Annotated in this window: 19 protein-coding genes; 11 read left to right on the top strand and 8 right to left on the bottom strand. The window is 56.8% G+C overall.

Annotated features, from left to right (window positions below; genetic code table 11):
• Positions 1 to 20: 20 nt before the first annotated feature.
• The 8 genes from nikA (at position 21) to ACTU3N_RS03620 (ending at position 7,220) form a co-directional block, all read left to right on the top strand.
• The gene (gene nikA / locus ACTU3N_RS03585; RefSeq protein ID WP_443084765.1) at positions 21 to 1,592 is read left to right on the top strand and encodes a nickel ABC transporter substrate-binding protein; all 1,572 of its coding nucleotides are present in this window, start codon (positions 21 to 23) and stop codon (positions 1,590 to 1,592) included.
• Positions 1,589 to 2,533: a nickel ABC transporter permease subunit NikB gene (nikB, locus tag ACTU3N_RS03590; protein ID WP_443084766.1), complete on the top strand. Its 945-nt coding sequence runs from the start codon at positions 1,589 to 1,591 to the stop codon at positions 2,531 to 2,533. The genes nikA and nikB overlap by 4 nt, the downstream gene beginning before the upstream one ends.
• Entirely contained in the window at positions 2,530 to 3,363 is an 834-nt protein-coding gene (nikC, locus tag ACTU3N_RS03595) for a nickel ABC transporter permease subunit NikC (RefSeq protein WP_443084767.1), read from the top strand. The genes nikB and nikC overlap by 4 nt, the downstream gene beginning before the upstream one ends.
• The gene (gene nikD, locus ACTU3N_RS03600; protein WP_443084768.1) at positions 3,363 to 4,127 is read left to right on the top strand and encodes a nickel import ATP-binding protein NikD; all 765 of its coding nucleotides are present in this window, start codon (positions 3,363 to 3,365) and stop codon (positions 4,125 to 4,127) included. Before nikC ends, nikD begins: the two co-directional genes overlap by 1 nt.
• On the top strand, positions 4,124 to 4,909 hold the full coding sequence (gene nikE / locus ACTU3N_RS03605; RefSeq protein WP_443084769.1) for a nickel import ATP-binding protein NikE: 786 nt from the start codon (positions 4,124 to 4,126) through the stop codon (positions 4,907 to 4,909). The genes nikD and nikE overlap by 4 nt, the downstream gene beginning before the upstream one ends.
• Positions 4,897 to 5,295 (top strand): nickel-responsive transcriptional regulator NikR, encoded by a 399-nt coding sequence (nikR, locus tag ACTU3N_RS03610; protein ID WP_443084771.1) that lies wholly within the window; start codon positions 4,897 to 4,899, stop codon positions 5,293 to 5,295. The genes nikE and nikR overlap by 13 nt, the downstream gene beginning before the upstream one ends.
• An 85-nt stretch (positions 5,296 to 5,380) precedes the next feature.
• Entirely contained in the window at positions 5,381 to 6,175 is a 795-nt protein-coding gene (locus ACTU3N_RS03615; RefSeq protein ID WP_443084772.1) for an SDR family NAD(P)-dependent oxidoreductase, read from the top strand.
• A 52-nt stretch (positions 6,176 to 6,227) separates the two neighbouring features.
• Complete coding sequence (locus ACTU3N_RS03620; protein WP_443084773.1) at positions 6,228 to 7,220, top strand: alpha/beta fold hydrolase; 993 nt, start codon at positions 6,228 to 6,230, stop codon at positions 7,218 to 7,220.
• A 9-nt stretch (positions 7,221 to 7,229) separates the two neighbouring features.
• On the opposite strand, the gene ACTU3N_RS03625 is transcribed toward ACTU3N_RS03620, so the two are convergent.
• The 3 genes from ACTU3N_RS03625 to ACTU3N_RS03635 form a co-directional block, all read right to left on the bottom strand.
• Positions 7,230 to 8,153, bottom strand: a complete 924-nt coding sequence (locus tag ACTU3N_RS03625) for a cyclase family protein (RefSeq protein ID WP_443084774.1) — start codon at positions 8,151 to 8,153, stop codon at positions 7,230 to 7,232.
• Positions 8,154 to 8,236: 83 nt separating this feature from the next.
• A complete protein-coding gene (locus ACTU3N_RS03630) occupies positions 8,237 to 9,238 on the bottom strand; it encodes a GNAT family N-acetyltransferase (RefSeq protein WP_443084775.1) in 1,002 nt (333 codons plus the stop codon).
• Between the two features lie 96 nt (positions 9,239 to 9,334).
• On the bottom strand, positions 9,335 to 10,312 hold the full coding sequence (locus tag ACTU3N_RS03635; RefSeq protein WP_443084776.1) for an AEC family transporter: 978 nt from the start codon (positions 10,310 to 10,312) through the stop codon (positions 9,335 to 9,337).
• Positions 10,313 to 10,752: 440 nt separating this feature from the next.
• On the opposite strand from ACTU3N_RS03635, the gene ACTU3N_RS03640 reads away from it, so the two are divergent.
• Positions 10,753 to 13,326 (top strand): autotransporter domain-containing protein, encoded by a 2,574-nt coding sequence (locus tag ACTU3N_RS03640; protein WP_443084777.1) that lies wholly within the window; start codon positions 10,753 to 10,755, stop codon positions 13,324 to 13,326.
• Between the two features lie 32 nt (positions 13,327 to 13,358).
• Here ACTU3N_RS03640 and glsA read toward each other — a convergent pair whose 3' ends face one another.
• Positions 13,359 to 14,312: a glutaminase A gene (gene glsA, locus ACTU3N_RS03645; RefSeq protein ID WP_443084778.1), complete on the bottom strand. Its 954-nt coding sequence runs from the start codon at positions 14,310 to 14,312 to the stop codon at positions 13,359 to 13,361.
• Between the two features lie 95 nt (positions 14,313 to 14,407).
• The gene (locus tag ACTU3N_RS03650; protein WP_443084779.1) at positions 14,408 to 15,598 is read right to left on the bottom strand and encodes an NAD(P)/FAD-dependent oxidoreductase; all 1,191 of its coding nucleotides are present in this window, start codon (positions 15,596 to 15,598) and stop codon (positions 14,408 to 14,410) included.
• 226 nt (positions 15,599 to 15,824) lie between these two features.
• Between ACTU3N_RS03650 and pitA the strand changes: the two genes are divergently transcribed.
• Positions 15,825 to 17,321 carry an inorganic phosphate transporter PitA gene (gene pitA / locus ACTU3N_RS03655; protein WP_443084780.1) on the top strand — a complete coding sequence of 499 codons (1,497 nt, stop codon included), beginning with the start codon at positions 15,825 to 15,827 and terminating at the stop codon, positions 17,319 to 17,321.
• A gap of 59 nt (positions 17,322 to 17,380) precedes the next feature.
• Here pitA and uspB read toward each other — a convergent pair whose 3' ends face one another.
• On the bottom strand, positions 17,381 to 17,719 hold the full coding sequence (gene uspB, locus ACTU3N_RS03660) for a universal stress protein UspB (protein ID WP_443084781.1): 339 nt from the start codon (positions 17,717 to 17,719) through the stop codon (positions 17,381 to 17,383).
• Positions 17,720 to 18,121: 402 nt separating this feature from the next.
• Between uspB and uspA the strand changes: the two genes are divergently transcribed.
• Positions 18,122 to 18,559 carry a universal stress protein UspA gene (gene uspA, locus ACTU3N_RS03665; protein ID WP_443084782.1) on the top strand — a complete coding sequence of 146 codons (438 nt, stop codon included), beginning with the start codon at positions 18,122 to 18,124 and terminating at the stop codon, positions 18,557 to 18,559.
• Between the two features lie 65 nt (positions 18,560 to 18,624).
• Here uspA and rsmJ read toward each other — a convergent pair whose 3' ends face one another.
• The gene (rsmJ, locus tag ACTU3N_RS03670) at positions 18,625 to 19,377 is read right to left on the bottom strand and encodes a 16S rRNA (guanine(1516)-N(2))-methyltransferase RsmJ (RefSeq protein WP_443084783.1); all 753 of its coding nucleotides are present in this window, start codon (positions 19,375 to 19,377) and stop codon (positions 18,625 to 18,627) included.
• Positions 19,378 to 19,381: 4 nt separating this feature from the next.
• Complete coding sequence (gene prlC, locus ACTU3N_RS03675; RefSeq protein WP_443084784.1) at positions 19,382 to 21,424, bottom strand: oligopeptidase A; 2,043 nt, start codon at positions 21,422 to 21,424, stop codon at positions 19,382 to 19,384.
• Positions 21,425 to 21,563: the final 139 nt, after the last annotated feature.

Here is a 21,563-nt window from a genome sequence, read left to right on the forward strand (position 1 = left end):
CCACAGACAAGGAACCACTTGTGTCTCTTTATCGTCACGCTGGCGCTCTGCTCATGCTCTGCGCATCCTTTGCCGTTTCGGCAGTACAACACACCCTGACCACCGCCTGGCCAGTCAACGTTGGCCCGCTCAATCCGCATCTTTATACGCCGAATCAGATGTTTGCCCAAAGCATGGTTTATGAACCACTGGTGAAGTACCAGTCGGACGGCAGTGTCAAACCCTGGCTGGCTAGCAGTTGGACGCATTCAGACGATGGCAAAACCTGGATTTTCACCCTGCGCGACGATGTAAAATTTTCCAATGGTGAAATATTCAATGCGCAGGCAGCAGCGGAAAACTTCCGTGCCGTGCTGGATAACCGCCCGCGCCACGCCTGGCTGGAGCTGGCAAACCAGATAACCGATGTCAAAGCGCTCAGCGCTAATCAGCTCCAAATCACGCTTAAAAGCGCCTACTACCCTTTTTTACAAGAACTCTCCCTGCCGCGCCCGTTTCGTTTTATCGCCCCTTCACAATTTAAAAATCACCAAACAAAAGAGGGGATCAAAGCACCGATTGGCACCGGGCCGTGGGTTTTACAAACCTCGCGCCTCAACCAGTACGACATACTGGTGCGCAACGAGCACTACTGGGGAAAGAAATCGGCGCTTGATAAAGTTGTTATAAAAGTGATCCCTGACCCGACCAGCCGCGCGGTCGCGCTGGAAACCGGCGATATCGATATGCTGTATGGCAACGAAGGGCTGTTATCGCTGGATACGTTTGCCCGCTTACGCGCCGATCCCGCGTGGCATACCCAGCTTTCCGCCCCGCTGGAGACCGTCATGCTGGCGCTCAACTCAGCGCGCGCGCCCACCAGCGAGCTGGCCGTGCGCGAAGCGCTGAACTACGCGGTAGATAAAAAAGCGCTGGTCGATGGCGCGCTGTACGGCACGCAGCAGGTGGCGGATACCCTCTTCGCCCCGACGGTACCGTATGCCAACATTGGCCTGGCACCGCGCCGCTACGATCCGCAAAAAGCACAGGCTTTGCTGGACGAGGCGGGCTGGACGCTGCCTGCCGGGAAAACAATCCGTGAGAAAGCCGGGCAGCCGCTGCATATCGAACTGGCTTTTGTCGGGACCGATGCGCTGAGCAAATCGATGGCGGAAATTATTCAGGCAAATCTGCGCCAGTTGGGCGTAGATATCACCCTTATCGGCGAGGAAGAAAGCAGCATCTACGCCCGCCAGCGCGACGGTCGTTTCGGCATGATTTTCACCCGTACATGGGGCGCGCCGTACGATCCGCATGCCTTTATGAGTTCCATGCGCGTGCCTTCCCATGCGGATTACCAGGCGCAGCGCGGCCTGCCGGACAAAGCCATCATCGACAAGGAAATTGGCGAGGTGCTGACAACCCGCGATGAAAACCAGCGCCGCGCGCTCTATAAAGATCTCCTGACGCGCCTGCATAACGAAGCGGTTTATCTGCCCATCAGCTATGTCTCCATGATGGTGGTGGCAAAACCGGCGCTTGGCACGATTCCTTTTGCGCCGATTGCCCAGGAGATCCCGTTTGAGCAGATAGCAGCGGAAAACGCACAATGAGCCGCTATTTGCTAAGGCGCGTGCTGTTATTGATACCGATGATTTTTGCCGCCTCGGTGATGATTTTCCTGCTGCTGCGTCTTGGAACCGGCGATCCGGCGATGGATTATTTGCGCCTGTCGAACCTGCCGCCAACGCCACAAATGCTTGCTGCGACCCGCGCACAGCTGGGGCTTGATCAACCGCTGTTTGCGCAATACGCCCACTGGCTGTGGCGCGCTTGCCATCTGGATTTTGGCATCTCCTACGCCACTGGCCGCCCGGTGCTGGAAGATGTGCTGCATTTTCTGCCCGCCACGCTGCAACTGGCGGGCGCGGCTCTGCTGCTGATTTTATTCACTTCGGTGCCGCTCGGTATCTGGGCGGCGCGTCATCGCGACAAAATGCCGGATTTTGCCGTGCGCGCCCTGGCGTTTCTTGGCGTGTCGATGCCCAACTTCTGGCTGGCCTTTTTGCTGGTGATGCTCTTCTCGGTGCAACTGAAGTGGCTACCCGCCCTGGGTTACGGCAGCTGGCAGCATGTGATCCTCCCTGCGGTCTCTATCGCTTTTATGTCGCTTGCCATCAATGCCCGCTTGCTGCGCGCCAGTATGCTGGACGCCGCCGGGCAGCGGCACGTCACCTGGGCACGCCTGCGCGGACTGAGCGACAGGCAGACCGAGCGGCGGCATATTTTGCGCAATGCCGCGCTACCGGTTATCACCGCGATGGGGATGCATATCGGTGAACTGATTGGCGGCACGATGATTATTGAAAGCATTTTCGCCTGGCCCGGCATTGGTCGTTACGCGGTATCCGCCATTTTTAACCGGGACTATCCGGTGATTCAGTGCTTTACGCTGGTGATGGTTATCGTCTTTGTGCTGTGTAACCTGACGGTGGATGCCCTGAGCGCCGCGCTCGATCCGCGTATTCGTCATCACGAAGGAGCACGCTCATGAACAGGTTACGCGCCCTGCGCTGGCCGGTGCGCTTTGCGTTGCTGATTCTGGCGTGCCTGCTGTTTATCGCTCTGACGTGCCAGTGGTGGACGCCCTTTGATCCCACGGCGATTGATTTGTCCTCCCGCTTGCTGCCGCCAGGTAGCCAGCACTGGCTGGGCACCGATCACCTCGGGCGCGATATCTTCTCCCGGCTGATGGCCGCCACCCGCGTGTCGCTGGGGGCCGTGGTGCTCTGCCTGCTGTTGGTGCTGGCCATCGGTTTATGCGCGGGCGGTTGTGCCGGGCTGCTTGGCGGGCGAGTCGATCAGGCCATTATGCGCGTGGCCGATATTTTTATGACCTTTCCCACCTCGATCCTCTCTTTTTTTATGGTCGGCGTACTGGGCACCGGGCTGACTAATGTGATCCTCGCCATCGCCCTCTCTCACTGGGCGTGGTACGCCCGCATGGTACGCAGCCTGGTTATCTCCCTGCGCAGCCGTGAATATGTGCTGGCCGCGCGTTTAAGCGGTGCCAGTTACCTGCACCTGTTTCGCGATCACCTGGCAGGCGCGGTACTGCCTTCGCTGCTGGTGCTGGCGACGCTGGATATCGGTCATATGATGCTGCACGTGGCCGGGATGTCGTTTCTTGGCCTCGGCGTCACGGCACCAACGGCGGAATGGGGCGTGATGATCAACGATGCCAGGCAGTATATCTGGACGCAGCCGCTGCAAATGCTGTGGCCGGGACTGGCGCTGTTTATCAGCGTGATGGCGTTTAACCTCGTGGGTGATGCGCTGCGCGATCACCTCGATCCTCACCTTGAAACGGAGCATGCTCACTGATGCCACAGCAACTCAGGCTGGAAAATATTTCGCTTCATGCGCAAAAACCGCTCGTTGAGGATGTTTCGCTAACGCTGCAACGCGGCCAGGTGCTGGCGCTGGTCGGCGGCAGCGGCAGCGGTAAGTCGCTCACCTGCGCCGCCGCGCTCGGCGTGCTACCCGCCGGTGTGCGGCAAACAGCGGGACGAGTGCTGGCAGACGACAGGCCCGTCAGCCCGCAGGCGTTGCGCGGCGCGACCGTGGCGACGGTGATGCAAAACCCGCGCAGCGCCTTTAACCCGCTGCGCACCATGGCCGGACATGCGCGGGAAACCTGCCATGCGTTGGGTAAACAGGTCGATGACGCCGCGCTGGTCGCGGTGCTCCAAAGCGTGGGGCTGGACGATGCAGCGCGCGTTCTGTCGCTCTATCCGTTTGAAATGAGCGGCGGCATGTTGCAGCGCATGATGATTGCGCTGGCGCTACTTAGCGATGCACCGTTTATCGTGGCCGATGAACCCACAACAGATCTGGACGCGGTTGCCCAGGCCAGGATGCTGGATTTACTGGCAAGCATCGTGCGCGAGCGCAAGCCTGGCATGCTGCTGGTCACGCATGATATGGGCGTGGTGGCGCGGCTCGCCGATAACGTGGCGGTGATGAATAACGGGCGAATTATTGAGCGCGGCACGGTGGACGCCCTGTTCACTGCGCCACAACATCCGCTGACCCGGCAACTGATTGCCGCGCATCTGGCGCTCTATGGTATGGAGCTTATGCAATGAATCTGCTGGATGCTATTGAAGTTTCACATGCTTATCGCCGCCAGCCAGTGCTGAAAGCGGTTTCGCTTACGCTTTACAGCGGTGAAACCGTGGCCCTGCTTGGGCGCAGCGGTTGTGGCAAAAGTACGCTGGCGCGCCTGCTGGTCGGGCTTGAATCGCCGGATGACGGTGAAATCTGCTGGCAGGGCACTCCACTTAACCGGCTGAACCGCCGGGCGCGCAAAGCCTTTCGCCGCGATATCCAGATGGTGTTTCAGGACCCGGTAAGCGCGGTCAACCCGCGAAAAACCGTTGGCGAGATCCTGCGCGAACCCCTGCGCCACCTGCTTGCGCTCTCGCGCAGCGAACAACAGGCGCGTATCCTGCAACTGCTTACCGATGTGGAGCTGGACGCCTCGCTGCTTGATAAGCGCCCGTCGCAGCTGAGCGGCGGCCAGCTTCAGCGCGTCTGCCTGGCACGCGCGCTGGCGGTGGAACCCAAACTGCTGATTCTGGACGAAGCGGTCTCCAGCCTCGATCTGCTGCTCCAGGCGGGCGTGATTAACCTGCTCAAGCGCCTGCAACAACGCTCCGGCGTCGCCTGCCTGTTTATCACCCACGATTTACGCCTGGTTGAACGTTTTTGCCAGCGGGTGATGGTGATGGACCACGGCGAAATCGTCGAAACCCTTGCCGTCAGCACACCGCTTCGCTTTTGCTCTCCCGCAGGGCAAGCGCTGCAACAGGCGGTGTTACCCGCCTTTCCCCCTTCGTTACAAAGGACGATGCTATGCAACGTGTGACCATTACGCTCGATGATGACCTGCTGGATACGCTGGATACGCTGAGCGCGCGACGTGGCTATAACAACCGCTCGGAAGCCCTGCGGGATATTTTACGCAGCGCGCTGGCACAGGAGTCAGCGCAGGATAGCGAGAAGCAGGGTTACGCTGTGCTCTCCTATGTTTACGAGCATGAGAAGCGCGATCTGGCGAGCCGCATCGTGGCAACGCAGCACCATCATCATGATCTCTCCGTTGCTACCCTGCATGTGCATATGAGTCATGACGACTGCCTGGAAATTGCCGTGCTGAAAGGCAAAATGGGCGACGTGCAGCACTTCGCCGACGATGTGATTGCCCAGCGCGGAGTGCGCCACGGCCATTTACAGTGCCTTGCGACCCCCTGACAGCAACCTGAATTTCCAGCCCCGCCCTGCTGCTCAACTGCTAGCCTTACTATATTTGTTAAATCGAAGGCAACAAGGAGCAGCGATGAATATTGATCTCACGGGAAAAGTGGCGCTGGTGACGGCCTCGACCGGCGGCATTGGTCTGGCGATTGCCAAAGGGCTGGCGCAAAGCGGCGCGCAAGTCATTCTTAACGGGCGCAGCGAAGCCTCAACCCATAAAGCGAAAGAGACGCTGGCAAGCCGGGTGCCAGGCGCGCGTCTGCATACTGCTATAGCGGATCTCAGCAGTGCATCGGGCGTTGATGCGCTGCTCAGTTATGCAGCCGATGTCGATATCCTGGTCAACAATGCGGGGATCTACGGCCCGCAGGATTTTTACGCAACCGATGATGAAACCTGGGAAAAATACTGGCAAACCAATGTGATGTCGGGCGTGCGCCTGGCGCGAGCCTTGCTGCCGGGCATGGTGAAAAAAGGTTGGGGACGCGTGGTTTTTATCTCTTCAGAGTCGGCGCTTAACATCCCGGCGGACATGATCCACTACGGCGTCACCAAAACGGCACAACTGTCGTTAGCACGCGGTCTGGCGAAATTCGTTGCCGGTAGCGGCGTGACCGTCAACAGCGTACTGCCTGGCCCAACGTTGTCGGACGGGTTTGCCGCGATGATGAAAGATGAGATGGAAAAAACGGGCAAGTCTCTGGAAACACTCGGCAAAGAGTTCGTGATGGCAAACCGCCCGAGTTCGGTTATCCAGCGCGCAGCCACGGTAGAAGAGGTGGCGAATATGGTGGTCTACGTCTGCTCAACCCAGGCGTCAGCGACCTCTGGCGCATCGTTGCGCGTTGACGGTGGTGTGGTCGACGACATTGTTTGATCCTTTGCTGCCCTCCTGACGGGCAGCGCCCTTTCCAGTAAAAGGAGACGTTATGCGACGCCCCTTCGGACGTTATTTGCTGCTTTCCTTGCTTTTTTCCGCCGCCGCCCAGGCCGCAGAATATGGTGAACAGCTACAAGGTTTTGACTACCCCTGGCCGGTAAAACATTTTGATTTTCAGTCACAAAAGCAATCTCTCAGTATGGGTTATATGGATATCAAACCTGATAAACCAAACGGGAGAACCGCCGTGCTGATGCACGGCAAAAACTTTTGTGCCGCAACCTGGCAGAGCACTATCACTGCCCTGCACGATGCCGGTTACCGCGTTATCGCCCCTGATCAAATCGGCTTTTGTACCTCCAGCAAACCTGCATACTATCAGTACAGTTTCCAGCAACTTGCACACAACACACATCAGCTGCTTTCGCAACTCGGCATCGATAAGGCGGTAATTATTGGCCATTCGACCGGCGGCATGCTGGCGACGCGTTATGCGCTGATGTACCCGCAGCAAACCGAAAAACTGGTGATGGTGAACCCTATCGGGCTGGAAGACTGGAAAGCGAAAGGCGTGCCCTGGCGCAGCGTGGATGAGTGGTATCAGCGGGAGCTGAAAACCAGCGCCGAAAGCATCAAAGCCTACGAGCAGAAAACCTATTACATGGATGAATGGAAACCTGAGTACGATAAGTGGGTCGATATGCTCGCGGGGCTAAATAATGGGCCAGGCAAGGAGAAAGTGGCGTGGAACTCGGCGCTGATTTACGACATGATCGCCACCCAGCCCGTCTATTACGAATTCAAAGACCTGCGCGTTCCCACCACGCTTTTTATCGGTACGGGTGATACCACCGCCCCCGGCAGCGACAGCGCACCGCCGGAGGTGAAAAAAGCCGTGGGTAACTACCATGTGCTGGGTAAAGAAGCGGCGAAGCTTATCCCCGGTGCGCGGCTGGTGGAGTTTGAAGAGATGGGCCACGCGCCGCAAATGCAGGAACCGGCGAAATTCCACAAAGCATTGCTGGACTCCCTCGCGCAGTAACACTACTTGCTAGCGAATTCGCATGCCTGCTTTTTCATCAAAGTGTAAGGGTGAAGAAGCGGGCAACGGCGCGTCGCCCTCGCCGATGGTTTTGCCATACTTCCAGTCCGGCGGGCAGATAGCGATATAGCGTGCATAGCCGCCAGTTCCGCCGCCGAATTTCGCATAGCCGATGGCGACCAGCGCGCCTTTTTCCGGCACTTGATCGAGGTTGGCAACGCCTTCGGCTTGGGCATAGCCGTGATGCATCAGCCAGTGCTCGCCTTCAAGGTTTGGCGTGGAGTCAGTGTCCAGCGGTTCGTGACCATGAAACAGGATATGTCGCTGCTCATGAAGAAACTGCAAGGCGGCTAAACTGACGCCGGGAAAACGCTTCGCTTGCGCAATGGCCGGATCGGGCCATTTTTTTGACCAGTCCGAGCGCACAAACACCACCGCACCTTCCGGGATGCGCCCGTTTTTCGCTTCCCAGGCCTCGATATCACTCACTTGCAAATGATAGTTGTCATTGCTTTTAAGCTGCTCGACGATAGAAATGACCACCAGCGGGCGCACCGCATAAGTCGCCGGGATCTCATCAATTGCCGGGTATTCCGGTGCCCAGTGCGCGGGGGGATCAAGCTGAGTGCCTAACTGATCGGTGGAGAGAAAATATTGCGTCACCTCGAAACCGTGCGTTTCCCAGCGAAAGGTTTCGCCTTTTTTCGCCAGGCCCGGTATCTCTTTGCCCGCCACACCCTGGGCGAAGCGGGAATCAGTAAACCCTGGCCACACCGGGATGTGAGGCGTAATGGTGTGGGTAAGATCAACGTAGCGCGCTTTTTTCAACGCCTGATCGTACACGTCCCAAAGCCCGTTCTCGCCAGACCAGGCGTGACCGATTGACAGCCCAAAGAGTAACAGGCTGGCTACTGCTTTTAGCGCGCTTTTCATAACAAGCTCCTCAACGTGAGTCATGGAAGGTGTACGTGATGCCTGGCGGCAATCTGAAACGCGCCGCCAGGCTTTTTACTTTTTCACCCGATAAGCGATTTCGTCAGCACCTCGAAGTGCAAATCTGGCCTGGTGGGTGTGCCAAAGCGCGTATCCTCTGCCGGAAACGGTTCCGTTTCACCCGTCCGGCGATAGCCACGACGCAGATACCACGCGACCAGCGTGTCGCGTGCCTGAAGCACAGTCATCAGGACAGATTTCCCGCCGCGCGCACGGCACCACTGCTCGGCTGCCTCCAGCAAGCGCCGCCCATATTGCGCATTCTGCACCGATGGCGAAATTGCCAGCGACCCCAGATACCACACGTCGCCTTCCAGAGGTTCAAGCCAGACGCAGCCATCAATACCTGCATAGGTTTTCCACACCAGCAACGTCGCGTGGGGTTTATCGGCCAGCTCCTGGCGAAGCGTTTGTTCACTGATGCGGTCGCCCTCAAGCAGACCCGCTTCAGTCGTCCAGCCAGCCTCCTCGCCGCGACTGCGGTAGGCCCGGTTTAGCAACGCGACCACGCCTGCCAGTTCATCATCCCCCGCTGGTTGCAATTCAAGGCTGGTGTAGCGTGCGCCACGGGTGTAAAGCGGTCGCTTTGCGAGCCGCTTTTCAAGCTCGGCGATTTGCTCAACGAAGCTACCGGACAAATCTGCCGTCAGCTCGCGTACCACGTTGTCCAGCAGCGGCCATGCCAGCTGTTTTCCCTGCATGATCGCCGCTTTTCCCGCTTCAGTCAGGTCGATTAGCGACTTTCGCCGATCCTCGCCTTCGCTGCGCCGACTCACCAACCCGGCCCGGACCAGCCGGTTGATGCTGCCTGTCATTGCGGGCTGGCTCACGCGCGTGCAGCGTGCCAGCTCGCTAACGGTCAGGCCTGGCTCCTTGTCCAGTAACAGTAACAACGGGTAAAGCCCGGCCGGAACCCGAATCCCGGTATTTTCGACCAGCACACTGGCCTCTGCCTGCATCTGTTCAGCAAGCCGTTTCAAGCGGCTGCCGAGAAAGGTGTAGGGCATATCAGAGAGAATATCCATTAGTCACCTTGAGAAATATATAAGACGTTATGCATAACATTTTATATACTCAGGGCGCTCAAAAAAGCAACAGCAAAGCGAAAAGGCAGAAAATCCTCAGGGCCAGTTGGGATAAAAATGCGCCATCAGGATCATAAACAGCGGTGTCGTTAGCGTAGAAAACAGGGTGGATAGCAGCATGCTGGTGGCCGTCGCGCCCTGTAATACCTGAAATTTTTGCGCCATCAAATAAACATTGATGCCGACTGCCATCGACCCCAGCAGAACCACTACCTGGCTCTCTTCGCGCGGCAGATGGAGCAAAAAAGCCGCCAGCCAGATAAGCGCAGGCATCAGCGCCAGTTTCAGCAGGCAGATAGTGAGGCTTTCTGGCAAGCCTTTGCGGATCTGGTAGCGTGACAAACTCATGCCGAGCGTGATGAGCGTGAGCGGCGCGGCAACCTGCGCGACCATATTCACCGGGCTTGCGAGGAACTGCGGTAGCGGTCGGTGTAGCAGTAAGCTCCAGAGAAAGCCGCTAAAGATACCGATAATGATTGGGTTGCGCAGTACGCTGACCAGCGTCTTTGCAATACTGCGCAGAGAAAAGCTGCCGTTTTGCGCCCATTCAACCGATACCGTCACCAGCGTCCATAAAATCAGGCTATTGAAGACCAGGACCAGCGCTACCGAGGCGAGGCTCGACGGGCCAAGCAGAATGACAGCCACAGGGATGCCGAGCATCACGTTATTTGAGAAAATCCCCGCCAGGCCGAACACCGAACCAGAGATGGCGTCCAGGCGAAACACCCCTTTTGCCAGCACGCGCCCAATCACATAGATAACCAAACAGCTGCCGAAGTAAGCAATTAGCAGGCGCATATCTACCGGCGGACTTTCGTAGAACTTACTCATCACATTGAACAACATGCAGGGGATCGCGACGTTAAAACAGAAGCGGTTTAGCCCCTCGTTGACCGAGTCCGGCCAGCGGGCGAAACGCCCGAGTGCATACCCCAACGCAATCAAGATAAAAAGCGGCGCAGAGAGCAGAAATTGCTGCGCGAGTTGTGCAAAAAAGCCAGCGGTAGCCATCCCCACCCCGTGAAGTTTGATTTTGTTATTGTTTTCGCAGTATAGGGGAAGCGAGGCCAGGCGTCAGCGCCCCGCCGCTGTTTTGTGAAAATGCACGAGAGGGATAGTTATCAAATGTGTCAGTGCCTCTTTTGCAACCTTAACGTAAATCATTTTAGCCACACTAACTCTTTATTATCAAACAATTAACATTAACACCATAAAACTTATAAATTTTATTTATGTTTTACAGCCCGCACCCCCTAAAGGCACGCCCTCACAACGCCGATAACGCTTAAGTCGGTAGAGAATATTTATCCGTGGTGAATTCAGTATTTTGTCGTTTTTCAATGGATTGCAAACGTGACGTGCTGCAAGAGATCCCCTCTGAGACAAAACCCCTTTCTGGTTTGACTGAACAAAGATTCAGTAGCCATGTTCACTTTTTGGATGAATAGCAAATGCAAAAACCTGCGTTTCGTAAAAAAGCGCTGCTGTTAGCGATGGCCGCTGCGCAACTGATGCTGGCACAACAGGCACTGGCAGCGGAAAGTAATGTCGTGGACAGCAACCAAAGCACCCGCGTTGAAGTCCTTGATGCGCACTCCACCTTTGACGTACTGCCCAATATCCTGGTCAGAGTGATTGGCCCAGAAGGCGGCAGCCTGTACGTGGGTAGCGATATCGGCACCTTTACCAACGCCGGGCAAATCACCGCGGCAAGCGGCCCGGGCGCGACGCCGTTGATAGCATTAAATGTCGCGGGGCATATCACAACGCTTGCCAACAAAAACTATATTTCCGCCGATGGCGTCACTAACTCCTTTGGCGTGCTGAATAGCGGCACGGTCGATACGCTGCTGAACAACGGGACCATTACCGCTGAAACCGGCATCAAAAACAGCGGTCGGTTGGGCGCACTGATAAACAACGGCGAAATTTACGGCAGCCTGTTCGCCTTTAACAATACGGCAGGTGCATCAAGCCCGTATCTGAATGATCTCAATAACAGCGGCACTATCGGCAGCAACACGGGCATTGCTATCAGTAGCAATGCGCCAATCTACATGGTGAATAACTCAGGGAATATCACCGGACGTGTCGCGGCCATTGTCAGCACGCAATCCATTAACTACATCAATAATACCGGCGCGATTTATGGCGACATTCACTACACCAACGCGTACACCATGACGCTGAATGGCGATCCGCGCGGCGTCGCCTGGGAAGGTCTGTTCTCCGGCTTTGGTAATGCGATTGGCTCCATCTATAGCCCCAATGCCGACCTGCTGCTCGGCTCGGGTCGTATTGGTATGAATGATAATATCGATGTCGGCGGTCACACCGTCATCAACCAGGCCGCATCGCTGCGGGTCTGGCAACCGATTAAAATCACCGGTAATTACGAGCAGAAAGAAGACGCAACGCTTGAAATCGGCGTCAACGGTAACCCATTGGCCGAGGGCTTAACCAGCGATACGGGCTATGGCCGGTTGACGGTTTCCGGTAGCGCAAACGTGGCTGCCGGTTCCACTGTCCTGTTGTCGAGAAATGATGCGCCGTACCCGTTTGCGTCCGGCCAGCGTTATCTGGTGATTGTCGCCAACGAGAGCGGCACGGAATACAACACCGCAAACTTACGTTACGGTGTGGAAAACTATAACGGCACGGCAAAAGGCGTAACCGTGGTCGATTCAACAAACGGCACGCGCGGCCTGGCCATTATCCTCGGCGATAATGCACCGACCCTTCCGCCGGAGACAACGACGCCCACAACGCCTACAACGCCTACGACACCGCCGGATACCACTCAGCCGACGAACCCGGAAATTCCGCCGGTGGTGACAGTCCCGACCACCCCAACGCCGCCAGTCGTCACGACGCCGCGCCCGGGCCAGGGGTTTGCCACCACGCAAAACGCCGTCTCCTCGCTGAAAGGGTTATCCGCCTACAGCGGTTACGCCGATGGCTTACTGAATCTCTTCAACGCCTCGATGGCTATCGGTAGCCGCGAAGAAGCGAACAAAGCGGGCGAGCAGCTCTCGCCGGTGCAAAACAGCGCCGCCAGCAGCACCGCCTCCGCCGCCTCGCTGGACGCGCTGGCCGTTGTCAGCAACCATATCGACAGCGTTCGCCTTGCGCGCAACAGCAGCGTACAGCGCGGTATTGCGACCGGTGACGCTCCGCTGGAATGGGCGGTCTGGGGTCAGCCGTTCTATGGCAGCGTGCGCCAGGGGATGGTCGATAACGTCAGCGGCTACAGCGCGCATTACGGCGGGCTGGTGCTGGGCGCCGATCGTCAGGTGGCGGAAAACTGGCGCGCCGGTGGTGCGCTGAGCTACAGCCACTCTTCCGTGCGCGGAAGCGATAACCTGACCGGTAACCATACAGATGTGGATGCATGGGGCGGTATCGCTTATGCCAGCTGGACCGGCAGCCCGTGGTACGTCAACCTCTCCGCCAGCCTGACGCGCCAGCAATATGAAAGCCAACGCGCGATTGCTTTTGATGGCTTCTCCGGCCAGGCAAACGGTAAATTCAACGGCGTGCAGATGATGACCAAAGGTGAAGTCGGTTACCCCATCCTGTTTGGCGAAGGTACGACGCTGACGCCGCTGGCGGCGATGAGCTATAGCGACCTGCATCAGGAAGCGTACAAAGAGCAGAGCAATAGCGGCGCAGCGCTGGATGTGGACAGCAGCCACAGTCAGTCCGTACGCCACAGCCTGGGCGCTAAGCTTGAGCACAGCTGGCAAACCCCGGCGGGCGACCTGGTGCCGTTCGTCCAGGCCATGTGGACGCATGAATATGACCGCAGCCGCACCGCCAACAGCGCAAGCTATATTGCTGATACGCTGGGCGAAACCCGCTTTACCAGCTTTGGCGCAACGCCAACGGCGGATACGGCGGATATCAGCACGGGTGTCACGCTGGTACAGGACGATGACCTGAGCGTCAGCGCGCGCTACGACATCTCTACGGCTCCGCACTTTGATGCCCAGACCGTCAGCCTGCGTCTGCGCAAACTGTTCTGATCCTCATCAGGGGCTGCCTGGCGGCCCCTGTTTTAGCCACAACGGTAGAGGTTATGCCCCAGTTGATGGGCAATGGATGCCACCAGTTTCTGCCCGCGCACGCTGTTACCGGCTGCGTCCAGCGGCGGTGAAAACGCCGCAATCCCCATCACGCCAGGCACCACGGCAACAATACCGCCCCCGACACCGCTTTTCGCGGGCAGCCCCACGGTGTAAGCCCAATCGCCAGAGCTGCCGTACATCCCTTCCATGGTCATTTCTGCGAGGATAAAAGGCGTATTGGCCGCACTCAGCACCTGCTCTTTGGTTCTCGGGTTAACGCCCGCCGCCGCAAGCGTTGCGCCAAGCGTCGCCAGCTCCACGGTATTCACAAGTGTTGAGCACTGGCGGGTGTAAACCTCGCAGGCTTCCATCGCATCGCAGTACAGTGTACCGGCTGAATAGAGCAGCCAGGCGATAGCGCGGTTGTGGAAATTGGTGGTTTGCTCAGAGCGATTGACTTCATCAGACAGCGTGACGGCAGCTCCCGCAAGGCGCTGCTGCATGTTGAGAATGCGCGCCCAGCGATGTTCACTATCGCGGGCGTTTATCAGGCTGACCGCCGACATCGCCCCGGCATTGACCAGCGGCGAAAGCGGTTTGCCCTGATGCAGTTCGAGCGCAATCACCGAGTTAAACGGCAGCCCCGTCGGGTCGGCGCCTATCTTCTCCTGCACGTCGTTCGCGCCCACATCTTCCAGCGCGAGCGCCAGCGTGCAGACCTTTGAAATGGACTCCAGCGCGAAGCGGTAATCCGCATCACCCGTTGAAAAGACCTCACCGTCAACGGTCACAATCGCGACGGCGCAAAGATGGGCTGGCACCTGCGCCAGGTAAGGTATGTAGCTGGCGTTTTCTCCGCCTTTAAGCGTTGCGTATTGCGCCCAGGCATGCAACATCGCCTGCTGGTAATCCGTGGGTGTGTGGAACGTTCTTTCCCTTTCCATAAGCTTTCCATAGCCAGTATTGGTGATTAAAATTTAGCCAGGAGTCGGGAGGGTGGCAAATTTTACTGTGCTGTCGCACGGCAAAGGGAAAGCGTTTATTCCGCCAGTGCCTGCGCGCATGCCCAGGCACTTGACCACGCCCACTGGAAGTTATAGCCGCCCAGCCAGCCGGTGACATCCATCACCTCACCAATAAAATAGAGGCCCGGTACATCACGCGCTTCCATAGTTCGTGACGACAACGCGTGCGTATCGACTCCGCCCAGCGTGACCTCCGCCGTGCGATAGCCTTCGGTACCGTTTGGCTGAACACGCCAGCGGGTCAGCGCAGCCACCAGATTCTCTTGTTCGCGGCTGTTTAGCTGTTTTAGCGTGACATCAGGGATTTGCCCAAGCTGTTGCAGACACTCCACCAGGCGCTTTGGCAGGTGCATAGCGAGCGTATTTTTCAGGCTCTGATTAGGGTGCGCCTCGCGCTGCTGATTGAGGAAGCTGACCGGATCGCACTCCGGCAGCAAGTTAATGCTGACAAATTCCCCCGACTGCCAGTAGCTGGAAATTTGCAGAATCGCCGGCCCCGATAACCCGCGATGGGTAAAAAGCAAGTTTTCGCGAAAAACTGTGCCATTTTCGGCGGTAATGACAGCGGGCACCGACACGCCGGAAAGTGCCTGCATCTGCTCCAGTAACGGTTTGTGCAACGTAAAAGGCACCAGGCCTGCGCGCGTAGGCAGGACGTTCAGCCCAAACTGCTCGGCAATTTTATAGCCAAACGGCGAAGCGCCCAGTCCTGGCATCGACAAACCGCCGCTGGCAATCACCAGCTTTGCGGCCTGCACATGCTCGCCATTCAGTTGCAGCGCATAGCCTTGCGCATTGCGTTCCACGCTCAGCACTTCACTGCGCAGGCGTAAGGTGACCCCGCCTTTGTTGCACTCCGCCACCAGCATATCAACGATTTGCTGCGCCGAATCATCGCAGAAGAGCTGGCCGAGTGTTTTTTCATGCCAGGCGATGCCGTATTTATTCACCAGATCGATAAAGTCCCACTGGGTGTAACGCGCCAGCGCAGATTTGCAAAAATGCGGGTTCTGACTTAAATACGCGGCGGGTTCGACATAAAGGTTAGTAAAGTTACAGCGCCCCCCGCCCGACATCAGGATTTTCCGGCCTGGTTTTTTGCCGTTATCCAAAAGCAGAACACGACAACCCGCCTGGCCTGCCTGCGCCGCACAGAACATGCCCGCCGCACCAGCGCCGATAACGATGACATCAAACCTTTCCACGCCCGCCCCTCATTTTAAAAACGTGCGGATTGTAAAGATTTCGCGCGGGTCACACCAGAACAAATGAATAATGAAAAATTATCAGACTGAAAAATACAAATTTATCCTATAGTTACAGTAAAAAGTAAGAAAGTATCTCAAAAAAAACACATATTTCACTTTGCCCGTACCTACAATGTCCCTGATAATGCGCCGCGTTCATGTCCTCAAGATGGCGTAACGACCTATGTTACATTTGTTTGCCGGCCTGGATTTGCATACCGGGCTATTACTCTTGCTTGCTCTGGTTTTTGTTCTGTTTTACGAAGCGATTAACGGCTTCCACGACACGGCAAATGCAGTGGCAACTGTAATCTATACACGCGCTATGCGCTCTCAGCTGGCGGTGGTGATGGCAGCAGTGTTTAACTTCTTCGGCGTTTTGCTGGGTGGGTTAAGCGTTGCGTATGCGATTGTGCATATGCTGCCAACCGATCTGTTGCTGAATGTCAGCTCTGCGCACGGCCTGGCTATGGTCTTTTCCATGCTGCTGGCTGCTATTATCTGGAACCTCGGAACCTGGTATTTCGGGCTGCCGGCTTCCAGTTCTCATACCCTGATTGGCGCGATTATCGGTATTGGTTTAACCAATGCTCTGATGACCGGCGATTCGGTGGTTGATGCATTAAACATCCCTAAAGTGCTGAATATTTTCGGCTCGCTGATCGTCTCGCCGATTGTTGGCCTGGTGTTCGCGGGCGGGCTGGTGTTTTTACTGCGTCGCTACTGGAGCGGCACAAAAAAACGCGCCCGTATCCATATGACCCCTGCTGAACGCGAGAAGATCGATGGCAAGAAAAAGCCGCCGTTCTGGACGCGTATCGCACTGATCCTCTCAGCTATCGGCGTGAGCTTCTCGCATGGCGCGAACGATGGCCAGAAAGGTATCGGCCTGATTATGCTGGTGTTGATTGGCGTGGCGCCCGCAGGTTTTGTGGTAAATATGAACGCTTCCGGTTACGACATCACCCGCACACGCGATGCGGTTAATAATGTGGAAACGTACTTCCAGCAACATCCGGCGCTGCTTAAAAAAGCAACAGGTATCGATCCGCTGATCCCGACGCCGGAAGAAGCCAGCACGCAGCCAGGCGAGTTCCATTGCCATCCGGGGCGCGCCATCGTTGCGCTGGAGCGCGCGAAGCAGATGCTGACCGGCGTTGAAAACTACGACAGCTTGCCGGTGGAGCAGCGTAGCCAGCTGCGCCGTATTATGCTTTGCATCTCTGATATTACCGATCAGGTGACGAAGCTTCCGGATGTCAGCCCTGACGATCAGCGTCTGTTGAAGAAGCTGAAAGGCGATATGCTCAGCACCATTGAATATGCGCCGGTCTGGATAATCATGGCGGTAGCGCTGGCGCTGGGCCTGGGTACGATGGTTGGCTGGCGTCGTGTTGCCACCACTATCGGCGAGAAAATCGGTAAAAAAGGCATGACTTACGCGCAGGGAATGTCTGCGCAGATGACCGCCGCAGTCTCCATCGGTCTGGCAAGTTATACCGGGATGCCGGTTTCCACCACGCACGTGCTCTCGTCCTCCGTGGCGGGCACGATGATTGTTGACGGTGGCGGCCTGCAACGCAAAACCGTGACCAGCATCCTGATGGCCTGGGTCTTTACCCTGCCAGCGGCGATTCTGCTCTCCGGCGGTTTGTACTGGATTGCGCTGCACCTGATTTAACAGGCGCTATGCACAAAAAAAACGGGTCAGGAAACTGGCCCGTTTTTTTATGCCGCAACTCAGTGCCAAATCATCAGAGCAATTAAACTTACCACCACCAAACCGCACAACGCGCTGGTCAAAATAAACTGGCGGCGCACGCGCTCGCAGCGGCGAATAAATTCATCGTCATGATGATCCCGGTAACGCTGTGCATAGATATACCAGACCAGCCGCATCTGTTTACCCGGCTGCCCATGCGCGGTAAAGAAGCCGCCGCCATCGACATATTGGTAAAGCAAGGGATCGCAACCACGAAGTACCACTAATAGCGCGCGCAGCGATGAGTAGTAACGCGCCATATTCACCACACAAACCACACACAAAGCCCAGAAGAGCGCAACGGTACTGACCATCATATCCCCCTCCTGCGCGACCCGCCCACGAGCTCCACCCCGGGACTACCGCACCTGGATATTCCACCGAATCAGTCAATTAAGGAATGTAACCAATAAGCCGGACGGCGTGGGGTATAACCCGTTTTCCGTACGGTTTCTTAATAGTGTAGGAGATTTGTCTATTTTTTTGCCATACCTCTGTGCATCAACCTGCATCTGATTGTAAATATGCATTAAGTGAATCGTGATCCAGGCGGATTGACGCTGCACAAAGAGCGTTATATGGTAGAAATATCTTCTACAATGAGATCCTTAAGGCCGGGCGCTACCCGCTTATGTGAAACGCAGGATGCGGGCTAAGTGCAAATGCATCGGGAGGGGAACCTCAGATGCTCATCGACAACTTATGGAAGGAGTAACACTATGGCTTACAAACATATCCTCATCGCAGTCGATCTCTCACCAGAAAGTAAAGTGCTGCTCGATAAAGCAGTTTCTATGGCTCGTCCCTATAACGCCAAAGTTTCTATCATTCATGTCGATGTAAATTACTCCGACCTTTACACTGGCCTGATTGACGTCAACCTCGGCGATATGCAAAAACGCATCTCCGACGAAACCCACCATGCACTGACCGAACTCTCCACTAACGCCGGTTATCCGATTACGGAAACCCTGAGCGGCAGCGGCGATCTGGGCCAGGTGCTGGTTGATGCTATCAAGAAATATGATATGGATTTGGTGGTTTGCGGTCACCATCAGGACTTCTGGAGCAAGCTGATGTCTTCTGCGCGCCAGCTTATCAACACCGTACATGTCGATATGCTGATTGTCCCGCTGCGGGACGAAGACGACGACTAACGCTGAACGGGCGGCGTACCGCCTCGTTAAGACATCGCCCGGCGAGCGCAACGCAGCCGGGCTTTTTATTGCCCGCTGCCGGGGTAGATATCGAAGCGATGGCTCTTTGTCACCACGGCGGATTGGGTGGCGACACCGGCAAGCGGCGGCGCATAATCAGGGCGCTTGACCACCACGCGTTTGACAGCGAGTCGGCGCGCAGGCTCCAGCAGGCCGTCGGCGTCCAGATCCGGCCCCACCAGCGACTGAAACACCCGCATCTCCTTTTTCACCAGCGCGCTTTTTTGCTTATGCGGAAACATCGGGTCGAGATAGACCACCTGCGGGCGCGGCGTGATATCCGCAAGGCCGGTCAGGCTGGAGGCATAAATCAGCTGCAAGCGTTCGCGCAGCCACGGGCCGATTTCCGCATCCGCATAGCCACGGTTGAGGCCGTCTTCCAGCAACGCGGCAACGACCGGGTTACGCTCCAGCATCCGTACCCGGCAGCCAACCGCCGCCAGCACAAACGCATCGCGCCCAAGCCCGGCGGTAGCATCCACCACATCCGGCAGATAACTTCCCTTGATACCGACAGCTTTGGCAACCGCTTCGCCGCGACCGCCGCCGAACTTGCGCCGGTGCGCCATGCCCCCGGCAACAAAATCCACGAAGATACCGCCAAGTTTCGGCTCATCACGCTTGCGCAGCTCAAGGTGCTCAGGCGTGCGCACCAGCGCCATCAGGTTGTCGTCGTCCTGCTCCAGCCCGAAGCGGGCCGCAAGAACAGATAAGGCGCCATCTGCGGCGCCTGATTCATCCAGTAAACAAATTTTCAACGCGTCAGCCTTCGATTCCGTAATGCTCAAGCATCGCATCAATTTGCGGCTCGCGACCGCGGAAACGTTTGAACAGCGTCATCGGCTCTTCTGAACCGCCACGGGTCAGAATGTTGTCGAGGAAGGATTTGCCGGTTTCACGGTTAAAAATGCCCTCTTCTTCAAAGCGCGAGAACGCATCCGCGGCCAGCACATCTGCCCACAGGTAGCTGTAGTAACCTGCGGCATAGCCACCGGCAAAAATATGGCTAAAGGCATGCGGGAAGCGCCCCCATGCAGGCCCAGGCAGCACGGCAACCTGGCGTTTGATTTCCGCCAGCGTTTCGAGGATTTTCGCGCCTTGCGCCGGGTCAAACTCCGCGTGCAGGCGGAAGTCAAACAGGCCAAACTCCAGCTGGCGCAACACAAACATCGCCGCCTGGTAATTTTTCGCCGCCAGCATTTTATCCAGCAGATCCTGCGGCAGCGGTTCGCCCGTCTCATAATGCCCGGAAATAAAGGCCAGCGCCTCCGGCTCCCAGCACCAATTTTCCATAAACTGGCTCGGCAGCTCGACCGCATCCCACGGCACCCCGCTGATACCCGCCACCCCGGCGGTTTCGATGCGCGTCAGCATATGGTGCAGACCGTGGCCGAACTCATGGAACAGGGTGATGACTTCGTCGTGAGTAAAGAGCGCCGGTTTACCGTTGACCGGGCGGTTAAAGTTACAGATAAGATACGCCACCGGTTTTTGCAGCGTGCCATCGGCACGGCGCATCCGCCCGACGCAATCATCCATCCACGCCCCGCCGTTTTTATGCTCGCGTGCATACAGGTCAAGGTAGAAGCTACCGCGCAGCTCCTGGTTCTCGTCGTAGAGTTCAAAGAAGCGCACATCCGGGTGCCAGACATCCACATCAGTGCACTCTTTTGCAGTGATGCCGTAGATCCGTTTAACCACTTCAAACAAGCCGTTGATGGCGCGATTTTCCGGGAAGTAAGGGCGCAGTAGTTCATCATTGATGCTGTAAAGGTGCTGTTTCTGCTTCTCGCTGTAATACGCGATATCCCAGGGTTGCAGATCCTCAACGCCAAACTCAGCTTTCGCGTAAGCGCGCAGTTGCGCCAGCTCTTTTTCACCCTGCGGGCGAGCACGCTTAGCGAGATCGGTTAAGAAATCCAGCACCTGGTTGGTGCTTTCGGCCATTTTGGTCGCCAGCGATTTGCTTGCATAGTTGTCAAAGCCCAGCAGTTGCGCCAGTTCATGACGCAGGGCAAGGATTTCAGCCATGATCGGCGTGTTGTCCCACTTGCCTGCGTTCGGCCCCTGATCGGAGGCGCGCGTGCTGTAGGCGCGGTACATCTCTTCACGCAGAGCCTGGTTGTCGCAATAGGTCATCACCGGCAGGTAGCTTGGAATATCCAGCGTCAGCAGCCAGCCTTCTTGCTGCTTCGCTTCGGCCTGCGCTTTCGCCGCGGCTAACGCGCTCTCCGGCATCCCCGCAAGCTCCGCTTCGTCGGTGATGAGCTTCGTCCAGCCCATGGTGGCATCCAGCACGTTATTACGGTAAGTGTTCGCCAGCTCAGAAAGGCGCGCGGTGATTTCGCCATAGCGCTTCTGTTTCTCTTTCGGCAGACCGATACCAGACAGGGTGAAATCACGCAGCGCGTTATCCACCACTTTTTTCTGCGCGGTCGTTAGCCCGTCATAATGCTCGCCGTTACGCAGATCGAGAAACGCGTTATACAGACCTTCGTGCTGCCCAACCCAGGTCGCATATTCCGACAGCAGCGGCAGCGTTTGCTCGTAAGCTTCACGCAGCTCCGGGCTGTTTTTCACCATATTCAGGTTGCCGATTGGCGAGAAAATGCGCTGTTGACGGTCATCCACTTCATCCAGCGGCTGGCAGAGATTTTCCCAGGTGTAAGGCCCGCCCTGCGCCACAACGCGCTCTACCGTGTTCCGGCAATCCTCCAGCGACTTCGTTACAGCGGGAACAATATGTTCAGGGAGGATTTTAGAAAACGGCGGCAAAACGAAGGGCGTCAATAATGGATTGGTCATATGCGCAGTCCTTAAATGAGGTGAGTGTAGTGCGCGCGAGCGCCAGCAATGTGTTCTAGCATGGGGTCAAGTGAAGGATATTTCAATCCCGAACGCCGCGCAGCGGTAATCGTCGCCATTCTGCGGTAGACTGTGCGCA

Source organism: Vagococcus sp. WN89Y (assembly GCF_052220145.1).
GTDB lineage: Bacteria > Pseudomonadota > Gammaproteobacteria > Enterobacterales > Enterobacteriaceae > Kosakonia.